At 70.2% G+C, this 12,067-nt stretch carries 9 protein-coding genes and 1 pseudogene; 4 read left to right on the forward strand and 6 right to left on the reverse strand.

Features of this window, described 5'->3' with window-relative positions; translation table 11 throughout:
• Nucleotides 1-198: 198 nt before the first annotated feature.
• The 4 genes and pseudogenes from ABZ576_RS19430 to ABZ576_RS19445 form a co-directional block, all read right to left on the reverse strand.
• On the reverse strand, nucleotides 199-513 hold the full coding sequence (locus ABZ576_RS19430; protein WP_360741719.1) for a DUF4235 domain-containing protein: 315 nt from the start codon (nucleotides 511-513) through the stop codon (nucleotides 199-201).
• Nucleotides 467-1,003, reverse strand: coding sequence for a DUF3618 domain-containing protein (locus tag ABZ576_RS19435; protein WP_360741721.1), 537 nt, complete (start codon nucleotides 1,001-1,003; stop codon nucleotides 467-469). The genes ABZ576_RS19430 and ABZ576_RS19435 overlap by 47 nt, the downstream gene beginning before the upstream one ends.
• Nucleotides 1,000-1,371, reverse strand: coding sequence for a phage holin family protein (locus tag ABZ576_RS19440; RefSeq protein WP_360742113.1), 372 nt, complete (start codon nucleotides 1,369-1,371; stop codon nucleotides 1,000-1,002). Before ABZ576_RS19440 ends, ABZ576_RS19435 begins: the two co-directional genes overlap by 4 nt.
• Nucleotides 1,372-1,578: 207 nt before the next feature.
• A pseudogene (locus ABZ576_RS19445) lies at nucleotides 1,579-1,712 on the reverse strand (ATP-binding cassette domain-containing protein); the annotation flags it as partial.
• Between the two features lie 253 nt (nucleotides 1,713-1,965).
• Between ABZ576_RS19445 and ABZ576_RS19450 the strand changes: the two are divergent.
• Nucleotides 1,966-2,313, forward strand: coding sequence for an STAS domain-containing protein (locus tag ABZ576_RS19450; RefSeq protein ID WP_360741723.1), 348 nt, complete (start codon nucleotides 1,966-1,968; stop codon nucleotides 2,311-2,313).
• A 138-nt stretch (nucleotides 2,314-2,451) separates the two neighbouring features.
• On the opposite strand, the gene ABZ576_RS19455 is transcribed toward ABZ576_RS19450, so the two are convergent.
• Nucleotides 2,452-5,496 (reverse strand): CHAT domain-containing protein, encoded by a 3,045-nt coding sequence (locus ABZ576_RS19455; protein ID WP_360741726.1) that lies wholly within the window; start codon nucleotides 5,494-5,496, stop codon nucleotides 2,452-2,454.
• A 445-nt stretch (nucleotides 5,497-5,941) separates the two neighbouring features.
• Here ABZ576_RS19455 and ABZ576_RS19460 point away from each other — a divergent pair, with 445 nt between their 5' ends.
• Together ABZ576_RS19460 and ABZ576_RS19465 are read left to right on the forward strand one after the other, a co-directional pair.
• Nucleotides 5,942-6,799, forward strand: coding sequence for a hypothetical protein (locus ABZ576_RS19460; RefSeq protein WP_360741729.1), 858 nt, complete (start codon nucleotides 5,942-5,944; stop codon nucleotides 6,797-6,799).
• Nucleotides 6,800-7,325: 526 nt separating this feature from the next.
• Complete coding sequence (locus ABZ576_RS19465) at nucleotides 7,326-8,882, forward strand: pectate lyase (protein ID WP_360741732.1); 1,557 nt, start codon at nucleotides 7,326-7,328, stop codon at nucleotides 8,880-8,882.
• 283 nt (nucleotides 8,883-9,165) lie between these two features.
• Here ABZ576_RS19465 and ABZ576_RS19470 read toward each other — a convergent pair whose 3' ends face one another.
• Entirely contained in the window at nucleotides 9,166-11,304 is a 2,139-nt protein-coding gene (locus tag ABZ576_RS19470; RefSeq protein WP_360741735.1) for a cellulose binding domain-containing protein, read from the reverse strand.
• A 417-nt stretch (nucleotides 11,305-11,721) separates the two neighbouring features.
• Between ABZ576_RS19470 and ABZ576_RS19475 the strand changes: the two genes are divergently transcribed.
• A complete protein-coding gene (locus ABZ576_RS19475) occupies nucleotides 11,722-12,054 on the forward strand; it encodes a putative quinol monooxygenase (RefSeq protein ID WP_360741738.1) in 333 nt (110 codons plus the stop codon).
• Nucleotides 12,055-12,067 lie beyond the last annotated feature (13 nt).

Genomic DNA, 12,067 nt, shown 5'->3' on the forward strand with positions numbered 1-12,067 from the left:
CGCTCCTACCAGGTCGGCGGGGAGCGCGTCGCCGAAGCCCAGGGGATCCCCTGCCCTGCGCACCCGTCAGCAGGGGTACGCAGACATCCTCACGCGCTGAATTCTCGCCCTGGATTCTCCGGCCGGGTGCGCTCCCTCCGGCACGCCAGCGGGGGTGCCGGTGTCCACGACGCACCGGCACCCCCTTCGCATCCGTCGTCAGCCGGGCCAGGTGCCGGTCAGGCGACGTGTCGCGGTGGCGCCGGCCCGGTCGACGGCGGCTTTGACCCCGGCGAAGATCGCGCCTTGCAGGATGGCGGGGAGCAGCACCTCTGTCCGGCCGCGCTCCTCGTCGGTGGCGTCCGGTGCGTCCTCGTCATGGCCGAGCACTTTCCACGCCTGCTTGAACAGGGCGCCGGCGAGCATGCCGGTGACGGCTCCCAGAGCGAGTCCGACCGGTTTGTAGGCGATCTTCGACGTCGGGAAGTCATGCCTTCGTGCGGCGGCGGGCCAGCCACACCAGGACGGCCACACCGGCCGCCGTCAGCAGCAGGTTCCGGTTGTCCCGCGCCAGCTGGGCCCCCTGGGCCGTCTTCTGCCGTACCGGCTCGGGCGCCTTCTCCTGCCACATCTGACCGGCTTGGGCGGCCTTCGCCAGAGCCTGCTCGGCCTTCTCCTTGACCGGGTCGGGCAGCCTCTCCTGCGCCTGGTGGGCCAGGCCGGTTGCCCTCGCCTTCAGCTCCTCGGCCTTGACCGCGGCCTGCTCCTTCAGCTCCTCGGCCTTGGCCGCGGCCTGCTCCTTCAGCTCCCCGGCCTTGACCGCGGCCTGCTCCTTCAGCTCCCCGGCCTTGGCGCCGGCCTGCTCCTTGACCTCCGCGGCCTTCTCCTGGGCGCGCGCCTTGACGTCGGCCTTGGCCGCCAGCGCTTCGACCGTCTGCCCAAGCTCTTCGCGGGTCTGTTCCACCTGCTCGCGCAGTTCGTCGGGGCTGGAGGCGGTGGGCTCGTCGTGGGGCGGCTGGGTCATCGCTGTGCACTCTCCTTGATCTCGGCCACGTCGGCCTTGACACTGTCGACCGTCCGCTCGGGCGTGGGCGGCGCGGCCTGGTCGACCTGCTTCTTTCCACTCATGGCCATTACCGCGGCGATCACACCCAGCACCGCGGTGACGATCAGCGCCGCCGCCCACACCGGCAGCGGTACCGCCAGCGCGGCGATCGCGGTGGCCACCAGCGCCTGGAGCATCAGGAAGCCGACCACCCCGGCGCCGCCGAACAGTCCGCCGCCTTTGCCGTAGCGCTTGCCCTTCTCCTTCATCTCCGCCTGTGCCAGCCTCAGCTCGCCGCGCACCAGCTCCGTCAGCTGCTGCGACGCCCGCTGCACCAGTTCACTCATCGGCTCGGTGCCGGTGGTGTGCGTACTGCGGTCGGGGCCGGCAGGGGGTGGCTGCATGGTCGACACGACGATCACTCCCGTCCGTTTCTGGTTCCGTGCGACGGGCCGCGTTGCAGCACGTCTCCGTGGTGAGGGCGCGGGTACCCCGAACGGACCGGATCAGGGCACGCGATCGGCGCAAAGCTGGAGGGAGGGGGCGGCCCTGGTGATCCCGGTGAGCAGCCGGGTCAGCGTGGACTTCCCGAGCCGTTCGCACCGGCGATCGCCGGGACCTGGCCGCGCTTGCGGGCGAGGAAGACGCCGTCCACGGCCCACCTGAATCACGGGCGTGGTTTCCCCGGTTCACACTGAGGGGGTTGACCCAGTTCACACTAAAGGGGCTGGAAAAGGCCCGCTTGCCTGTGCGACGCTCGCAGGACGACCAGCCTGGTCTGGTGAGAGGCCCCGCGCCAGCCTCGAAGGTCACCGGTGGGTGACCGGGGCGCGGTACGGGTTGTCTCGCTCGGCTGTACGCGGCCCCATGCCGCGTGCTTGATGCCCTTCCCTCTGCGGAGGGGCGTGATGGGCTCGACCCCTGAATCGAGGGGCGAACCAGTGAGCGACTTCACCGTCATCACCCGGCAGTACGCCGACCGCACCGTGATCACCGTCAGCGGCGAGATGGACCTGCTGACCTGCCCTCAGCTGGCGCAGGCCTCGACGGTCATCCCGTTGAACGGCAAAACGCTGTACCTCGATCTGTCAGACGTCCCCTTCATGGATTCCAGCGGACTGAACCTGCTCGTCCTGCTGCGCCGCCGCCTTCACGCCGAAGGCGGCCTCCTCGCCATCACCGGGCTCCAGCCCCAGCCCGCACAGCTGCTGAAGCTGACGGGCGCCTACGAGCTGTTCGCGGCCGACACCGTGACCGCGGCCGGCTCGGAGGAAGCACTGACCGCTTGACCAGCCGACCGGTTGCAACGACCGGGAAGCGTCGCGGCCTCGGGCGCCGTACCCGCACAATTCGTCGTCCGTTGGTGGGTGGTTGTGGCTGCCGGAGCAACGACGTCTGCGTCGGTCGGCTCCCCCACTGTGCAGTGATCAGGGGCCCACGTGGACGTACGGCGCCCAGAGCAGCACGGCTTCCGGGCGTTGCGCCCGTACCGCGGCGATCGCGGCGTGGAGGGCCGCCGCGGGGTCTCGGGTTTCCTGGTGGGCCAAGTGCTCGTACACGAGGTCCGACACGGCAGGGGCGAAGGCATCGTCGATGGACCACAGGGTGCCGATGACATCACGGAACCCGGCGACTTGGAGGGTCGCGGCGAGGCTGAGCGCTTCGTCGGCCAGGACCAAGCCGCCGCGTGACGTCTCGCAGGCGGACAGGAACGCGAATTCGGCGTGCGGAACGCGCAGGCGGGCGATGTCCGACAGGGTCAGCGGACCATCGTGCAGGATGAGCGCGCCCCGGGACGGTTGCGCCGGGTCCTGTGTGCCATGGCACGCGAAGTGGGCCCAGGAACATCGGTCGAGAGCTTCCAGAACCGTCCGGATGGTGGCGGCGGAGCCGGTGAGGAGCCTGGTGTCCGGATGCCGTCGGCGCAGCGCGCGTGTTTCCTCCTCGGCGGCCGGGAGGTCCGGCCAGTGCGGCGTGCACGGCAGAGAGACGGCGAGACGGTGCGTGTCCGGCCTGCTGGGTCCATGCGGGCGCTTGCGGGCGTGGACCAGTGCCCGCAGGGTGGGTGTGTAGGAGGAGATCACTCGGTCGGGAACGCTGTCACGGCCGCCGCTGGGGAGGTGGTGTCCCGCCGCGTGCAAAGGGAAGACCGTGAAGAGACCGGTGGGGCACCACCACAGACGCGGCGGTTGCTCGTCACCGCTCTTCGGCTCGCTGTGGCCCGATGCTTCCAGGACTGGCACCGCGACGACGTGCCACAACCAGGTCAGGGTGTCGACGACCACCTCGTGGGCTCGCAACGGCGACTGATCGGGAGCGAGGGCATGCAGGAAGGTGACCACCCGTGCGGCGACTTGTCCATGCTCGACCTCCAGAGGCACCGCCTGGACTCCGGTCTCGGTCAGGACGAGGGCGCAGCACCCATGACGACTGGCGATGAGCACGATCACCGGACCGCGCGCCGCCGCCTCGCGCAGGGAGGCGTACGAGGGCGAGCGCAGGAAGCCGGCCAGTTCGGGCAGCCGGCGGATGGCGGAAAGGATCTCCTCACGCTCGTGGGCCAGCTCTGCCCGTCGTGCGTTCGCACGCCGACGGTCCTGCGGGGTCCATGAGGCCGTCTGGTAGGGGCTGTCGGGCAGTTCTTCCAGCTCTTTGAGGACCTGGCTCAGGCGGTCGGCGAGGTGGGGCGCCTCGGCACGGAGTGCTTGCTGGTCGGCCCGTGTCTCCAAAGCCTGTGCGAGCAGGATGCCGCGGCCCTGTTCGAGGAGTTCGACGGCGTGCTCGTGCTCACCGGCCCGTACGGCACAGGCCGCAGCGTCGGTGACCACATCGGGGAAGGCGGAGATCAGGCTTTCCTGGTCGGAGCGCTCCAGGCCGCGCCAGGCCACCAGCTCGAGTTGCTCCAAAGCGAGTTCGTAGAACGTCATGGCGGCCTCGAAGTCCTGCGCGTCCGCTGCCATACGGCCGGCGGTGGCGGCCGCCAGCGTTCGGGCCCTGGCCGGCGCGGACGGTACATGGCATGCCTCGCGCAACGCTTCGGCGGCCTGCTCACGGTACGTGGGATCGTGTTCGATCTCGAACCGGTCCCGCAGCGCCAGTCCGAGCATGATCAGGGTTTCGGTGCGATCAGGATGGTCCTGGGCGAGCAGATCCGTGACCCGTCGCAGTACCTGTGTGGCTTCGGTCAGCGCTTCGGGTGCGGAGGCGGCACCGGCGTACGCGGTGAGAGACCGGGCCAAGGCCCGCAGCAGGTCCGGTTCCAGGTATCCGCCGGCCAGGGATTCCCTGACCGCTGATCGGCCCACTTCGACGGCTCGGGCCAGGTCGGCCGGATCCGCTTTGTTCTCGTAGCGGACTTGCAGCGCGTGGACCAGCAGGTACCGGCATCCGGTTCGGTCCGGATGCCCTTCGGGGAGGAGCGTCAGGACGCCGTGGAGCGTGGAGACGGCAAGATCGAGTCGGTCCTTCGCCGGGCCATCTGCCGGACCCGTTTCCGGTGCCTTGGCCGAAGGGACGTCCTCGGAGTGACCGCCCAGGAGTGCACCTGCCAGGTTGATCAGTCGACTGGGTGCGTCGGGGTGGCCGCGAGGAGTGATGCGCACCGCCTCGCACTGTGCCTCGAACGCCTCGTCAGCCTCGTCCGTGCGGCCGGTGCACTGAGCCCTGAGCGTCAGGGCCGTGCTGAGATTGGTCAGGTAGGCGGCACGGTGAGGGTCGTCGTCCGGCGCCTCGTAGGCTGCCTGGCGCAGTGCCAGGACCGCCATGTCGATCATGTACCGATCGCCGGTTCGCTGGAACGTGCGGATGGCGATGTGCCCCAGCCCCGAGGACACGGCCCTGAAGTACGGATCGTCTCTCGGGACCATTCCCCCGGCCTTGACGGTGACGACCAGGGCCCGCTCAAGGGCATCGGCGTCGTCCGTGAATTCGTAGGCACGGGTGAGGACGTTGCCGAGAACGGTGAACGCTTCCGCCTTGACCAGGTCGTCCCGCGGGTTGGCCCGCGCCGACAGCAGACAGAGTTCCGTGGCGTCCCCCAGGAGGCTCACGTCTCCCGTCACCTCCGCTTTCTTGAGGAGGTTGACGGCATGGGCCGTGTATCCGGCAAGTTCGCTCGGCGACGGATCACGGCAGGCCACAGAGCGCATGTCCGCGCTGATCCCATGCAGTTCCTCAGGCAGACAACTCGGAACGACCTGGTACGCCACGCGATACAGGAACCCGGCCCGCTTCGTGTCCTCGCACCGTTCGCGGTCTGCCCGGTGGTAGTGGAAGGTCGCCAGCAGCAGAGCGACGTTGAACCGTTGCGCGACCTCCGCCAACCGCAGCGCGGGGGCCAGCCAGTCGATCGCGTGAAACAGGCGGTCGCCGAGCCGCTGCGCCTCCGGTGTCCGCAGAACGTCCGGATCACCGGAGGAGGAGTACGCATCGATCAGATCCTCCATGGCGAAGGCGAGACGCTCGATCTCCATGATGCCCCCCGACACCCGTCGCTCCCTGTTTGACTGAAGCTATCTCTCTTTCTCGGCAGAACTGCCACTATGGCGCGAAAGGGTGCAAGGGGGGTCCGGTGGTGGATCGAACCGCGGAAGCTCGCGAGTGGGAGTCGTTCTGCACGGAGCTGCCGCGCGTGCGTGCGCTGGCCCGGGAAACAGGATGGTACGCGGAGCTGGAACGTGCCCTGGAACGGTTGCGCGACGGCACCCAGACAGTCGCGGCCGTAGCGCAGTGGGCCCGCGACAACTCGCCCGTGCCGGTGCGCAGGCGGGGGTACACCCCTGTCCCAGGACAGCAGACCGCACCGCCGCCGCCCGGCTCGTACACCTGCCCGGGCAGGCGATGCCCGCGTTCGGAACGCCGCAAGCCCGGCGCCCCCCTGCCCGAGTGCGCCGCGTTCGATGAGCCGATGTCCTTCGGATGAGCTCCTTCCTGTCAGAACTGGGCAAAAAGCTCGCCGAACGCTGGATGACCTCGCTGGTCCTGCCTGGCGCGCTGTTCACCGCACTCACTGTTGCGGGCCTGGCGCTCGGACACCGCGACGCACTGGACCTGCGCCGGCTGAGTCGCGCCGCCGAAGGCTTCGCGGCGCGCTACGACCACCGTCCGGCTGCGGCCGCCGTCCTGGTGGTGGTGGCTCTGGCAGTCGGGTCACTGGTCGGGTTACTGGCGCGCGGGCTCGGTTCGGTGGTCGAGAAGGTCTGGCTCATGGCCGGTCCGCGATGGCTGACGAGTCCGCTCGTCCATCGGCGCCAGAACCGGTGGGAACGGGCGCGCGCCGTCGCGGCCGGGGGTGCCGGGGCAGACCTGGCGGTCCTCGTCGAGGCCCGCAACGCGATCGCCCTCACTCCGCCGGCCAGATGGACCTGGATCGGTGACCGGCTGCGGGACGTGAGCGTCCGCGTCCACGGTCAGTATCAGCTCGACTTCTCTTCCACTTGGCCCCGCCTGTGGACACTGCTGCCTGCCGACTGTCGCAACGACCTGATCACCGCACGCCAGGCGATGACCGACGCTGCCACGGCGGGGGGCTGGGGTGTGCTCTACCTGTGCCTGGGCACCCAGTGGTGGCCGGCGGCACCTGCGGGGGCCGTCCTGCTGCTCATGAGCTGGAGCCATGGACGTGACGCGGCCGGCACTCTGGCGGATCTCACGGAGTCGGCGGTGGACTTGTACGCCGCCGATCTCGCCCGTGCGCTGGGAGTCGAACTCCCCCTCGGCTACGTCACGCCTGCCGTGGGCAGGCTGCTCAGCGAGCGATTCCGCAAAGGGGCATGAGCGAGCAGTCCGAGCTGAAGATCAGGTCTGCGGGCCGACCCGGTCGTGCAGCGCGGCGTGCCGGCGGGGAACAGGCCGAGGCGCACGCGGTGCCGGCGTGCAGGCCGACGCCGGCGCCTGACGCGGCCGCAGGCGACGTCGGCTGGGATGACGGCCCCCGCGTCGGCACTGGCCGGAGCGTCGACCGGGGCGGAGTCTGACAGTCCACCAGATACCTCAGGCCATCACACGTGTGGCGGAGTCTGCCGACGCGCCGTCCGGCCGCCGAGCCCCGCGAGTACGTCGTGCTCAGGCGCCGAGTGCGTAGAAGCGGTTTCTATCGTCCCCCGCCGGGAGCCGCCACCGATCGGAGTGACTCCTTCCGTAACTGTCCGAGACCTTGCCGTTAACGAACGGCCAGCCTATCCTCGCGACGCAGAAAGCGCTTTCCCTCTTGCTGGGCACGTCAGCACCGCATCACAGCGCCAGGAGCACGACCCAGACTTCGAGCCGCATTCGGCGGCGAACGACCGAGTGGGAGACGACGATGAGACGACCAGTCGCCATGCGACTGTACGCGGCCCTGACCACGCTGGGAGTGGCCGCCGCGGCCGGGATGGCCGTGGCGGTGCCCGAGGAGGCGTCGGCCGCCACCGCGGGCGCCACGGGCTACGCGACGCAGAACGGCGGAACCACCGGCGGCGCGGGCGGGCAGACCGTACGGGCCACCACCGGCACCGCGATCCACGCGGCCCTGTGCTCCCGGGCCAGCAGCAGCACCCCCCTCACCATCCAGGTCGAGGGGACCATCAACCACGCCAACACCAGCAAGGTGTCCGGCAGCAGTTGCAACACCGCCGACGGCGTCATCGAGCTGAAGCAGATCAGCAACGTCACCCTCGTCGGCGTCGGCAGCGGGGCCGTCTTCGACCAGCTGGGCATCCACATCCGCGAGGCCAGCAACATCGTCATCCAGAACGTGACGGTGAAGAACGTCAAGAAGTCCGGCTCCCCCACGTCCAACGGCGGCGACGCCATCGGCATGGAGAGCGACGTCCGCAACGTCTGGGTCGATCACGCGACGCTGGAGGCCTCGGGCGGGGAGGCGGAGGGCTTCGACGGGCTCTTCGACATGAAGGACAACACCCAGTACGTCACCCTGTCGTACAGCATCCTGCGCAACTCGGGGCGCGGCGGTCTCATCGGGTCGAGCGAGAGCGACCTGTCGAACAGCTACATCACGTTCCACCACAACCTGTACCAGAACATCGACTCGCGCGCTCCCCTGCTGCGCGGCGGCACGGCCCACATGTACAACAACCACTACGTGAGCCTGAACAAGTCCGGGATCAACTCCCGGGCCGGCGCCCGCGCCAAGGTGGACAACAACTACTTCGAGGACTCCAAGGACGTCCTGGGCACCTTCTACACCGACGAGCTGGGCTACTGGCAGGTCGCCGGCAACATCTACGACAACGTGAGCTGGACCAGCCCCGGCACCGACAACCACCCGGCCGGCCCGAACCCGCAGTCCAACACCACCGTCGCCATTCCGTACGCCTACACGCTCGACGCCGCCGGTTGCGTACCGGCCATCGTGAGCCAGACCGCGGGCGCCGACAAGGGGCTGCGCGTCTCCGACGGCAACTGCACACCGCAGACGCCGACCCCGACCCCGACCCCGACGCCCACCCCGACTCCCACGCCGACTCCCACGCCGACACCGACGCCGCCCGGCGGGACCAACCTCAGCATCGGAGCGGGCTCCGACGGCTCCAGCAAGGCCGACGGCACGAGCTACGGCAACGTGCGCGACGGTGACCTGAGCACCTACTGGTCGCCGGTCGGCACGACCGGCTCCATCTCCATCAAGTGGGGCTCCCCCACCACCGTCTCCTCGATCGCCATCCGCGAGTCGTCCGGCGCCACGGGCCGCATCGGCTCCTGGCGCGTCCTCAACGGTGACACCGGGGCGGTGCTCACCTCCGGCAGTGGTGCGGGCGTCATCTCCCTTCCCCGGACGACGCTTTCCAAGGTCACCTTCCAGATCACCGGCGCGAGCGGCACCCCGCAGGTCGCCGAGTTCGAGACGTACGCCGGGTAGGTGCGTGCGTACCGCCGCCGGCCCCTCGGTGCCGCGGATCTCGACGTCGACGGCGTGGCGTCGGTCAGCGGCTTCGGGGGGTAGGTGTGCGGCACGGGGGATGTGGTCGACCGCGTGCGGTCCGGGCCGAGTTCGACGGCGCCGGAGCGGTCCGCCGGTAAGCGCCCGGGAGCAGGTCGCGCATGCGCCCCGCTCCCGGGCGGACCGGTGCCGGGTGGGAGGTCCCGCCGGCCTGAACCCGGACGGGCTCGTTCCCGGACAGGCCGGTGCCCGGTGGCTGTCGTCAGCCGCGGGAGCAGACGGTGCCGTTGAGGCGGAAGGCCGTCGGGTCCGGGTTGGGCCCGTCGTTGGCGCCGACGAATCCGAAGGAGGCCGTCGATCCACCGTCCGGGGCCAGCGGGCCCGCGCCCTCGGGGGCCGTGACCCGCACGTGCCGGCCGGTCTGGTGGAAGGTGGCGTTCCAGCCGGAGGACACCGACTGGCGGTCGGCCGGCCAGTCCCAGTCCACGGTCCAGCCCGTGATCGGGGTATCCGAGAGGTTCCGTACGGTCACCGTGGCCACGAAGCCGTTGCCCCAGCTGGTGTCACGGTGGTAGGTCACCGCGCAGGTGGCGTCCGCAGGGGTGCCGGTGGTGAAGGTCAGCGGCAAGGACGGGGCGGAGAGCCGTCCGGAGGCGTCCGCCGCCAGTACGTTGACCGTGTGCGTGCTGCCCGGTGGCAGGTTCCGCAGGGTCACGGACGTACCGGTGGTGGTTTCGCCGACCAGGCGGGTGTGCGCGCCGTCGCGCTCCTGGACCAGGTAGCGGGCGGCGCCCGCCGCGCCCTCCCAGGACAGGCGTGCGGTGGTGTCGGTCACCGCCTCCAGCCTCGGGGTGCCCGGGGTCCCGGCCGCCGAGGCCCCGGGACCGGTCCCGGGCCGGGGCTCGAGGGTGACGGTCAGCAGCGCGTACGGCGGCACGGTGACCTGGGAGGCGGAGGCTGCCTCGCCGGTGACTTCGGTGATGTCGCTGTCGCCGCGTGCGTAGCGGCTGACCACGGGTGCGGCGCCGGACGGGGTGAAGCCCGCGTACTCGAGGTCCACGGTCCGAGCGGCGTCCGGGTTCTTGTTGACGAGCAGGACGCTCAGACGTCCGTCGCGGCGGAGCACGGCGTGTGCGGAGACGTCTTGGGCGGAGGATTCGGTGGCGACCATGGTGTCGCCCGCGCTGCCCAGTTCGCTGGTCATCTTCATGCCGTAGTAGGGGTGGAACGGCGTGTTCGGCGCCGGCTCGCAGACGTCACCGGTGCAGGTGCCGCTGGAGAGCATCCCCATGTCGCCGTAGTCCGTCTCGCCGTCGACGGTGGTGATCTGGCCGGCGCCGTTGTGGGTGTCCCACCAGTCGACGGTGAAGACGCCGTTCTCCAGGGCCGTCATCATCGCGTCGGCGGCGAACAGGCCGTTGGGGCGAGCGGTGAGCCGGGCGCCACCGGTGTTGGTGTTGATCTCGGTGAGGGCGATGCCGATGCGCGGTGAGTCCGCGCCCGCGTACCGGTCGAGCTGGCTGCGCACTTCACGCAGTTCGCCGGGCAGTCCGGCCAGCCTGTCCATGGCGTCGTGGGCGGTGGTGTCGGACCCGCCCGCGTACCAGTGGACGCTCACGAAGTCGATGACGTCGGTCACTTCGGAGAGCACCGTGTGGTTCCAGTCGCCGGCGTCGCCCCCGGCGACCACGCCGTCCGGCCACTGGCCCGGAGTGGTGAGGACCGCACCGATCTTGACCGTCGGGTCGACGGCCTTCATGGCCGCGGCGTAGGCGCGCACCTGACGGGCGTACTCCCGGGGGCTCTTGTCCTCGTGCTCGTCGTGTTCCCAGCCGCTGCCGTAGTGACCGTTGCCGTAGATCTCGTTGCCGATCTCCCAGTACTTCGCGTCGTAGTCCTTGGTGACGTTCGCGTACCGGACCCAGTCGGCCGCCTCCTCGGGCGTGCCCGAGCCGTAGTTGGCGATCAGAATCGGCTGTGCGCCGGTGGCTCGCACGGTGCCCATGAAGGCGTCGAAGCCGGTGCCCGGGGCGACGTATCCTCCGGGCGCCGTGTGCGTCTTCCAGTGGTAGATGTCGGCGTAGGAGCCGCCTGGGTAGCGCATCGCCCCGACATCGGCCGCCTTCATCAGGCCCGCCACCTCGGGATCGTTCATGTGCGAGTCCCAGATGGCGGCGTTGACGCCGCGGGCGGTGCCGGACAGCCTGCCCAGCGCCGCCTGGGTGTTGACCCGGACACCGGCGTCCGCGACGGCAGTCTCCTGCGCTGCGGCGGGTGCGGCGGGTGCGACCCCCGCCAGCGGGGACAGCAGGGCCAGCGCGGCGGCCAGGACGGTCGCGCCGCGCGCGAGGGGGCGAGCGCCGGCACGGGCCGACCGGCCGGATCTGTGCAGTGGTGGCATGGGGGTCCTCCCTCGGAGTCCGGCGGAACGGGCGGCCTGAGAGTGCAGGACCGCGCCGCCGGGCAGGCGGAGCGCCGGCGCGGCAGCGGACCGTTCCCCGCCGGCGACACGGAAAGCGGAGCGTGGATGCGGTGCTGTCGTGCGCGCGCGGGGTGGTGGCCGAATCCGCGCGTGGGAGCGCTCCCATGATGGAAGTGGTCTGACGTCCTGTCAACGCTTCACGGGGAGCCTGGTGATGATGTGCAGGACGGGATGCGGGGCTGCGCTGCGGTGGGGGACCCGCCGCCTGTGGTCGGGCACGTGGTAGTGATGGAATTGGATCAAGTGGTCCTCGGTGACGGCCGACTGCGTCGGGGCCCGGGCGGTGCCGAGGAGTCGACTGATGCACAGCAAGCACTTATGGAGAGAGGAAAACCGATGATCTTCATCACCGCCAAGTTCCGCATCCGTCCCGAACACGCCGACCGGTGGCCGGCGATCACCGCCGACTTCACCGAGGCAACGCGCCGGGAGCCCGGCTGCCTCTGGTTCGACTGGTCCCGCAGTGTGGCGGACCCGACCGAGTACGTCCTGGTCGAGGCCTTCCGCGACGACGAGGCAGGGGCCGCCCACGTGCAGTCGGCGCACTTCAAGGCCGCACAGCAGGAGCTGCCGCCTTACCTCGTCGAGACGCCCCGCATCGTGAACGCGACCATCCCGCAGGACGACTGGTCGCTCCTGGGCGAGATGACGGTTGCCGAACAGCCGTAACGGGCTCTCCCTC

Origin of the sequence: Streptomyces sp. NPDC013455 (assembly GCF_040632975.1) — a bacterium.
Taxonomy (GTDB): Bacteria; Actinomycetota; Actinomycetes; order Streptomycetales; family Streptomycetaceae; genus Streptomyces.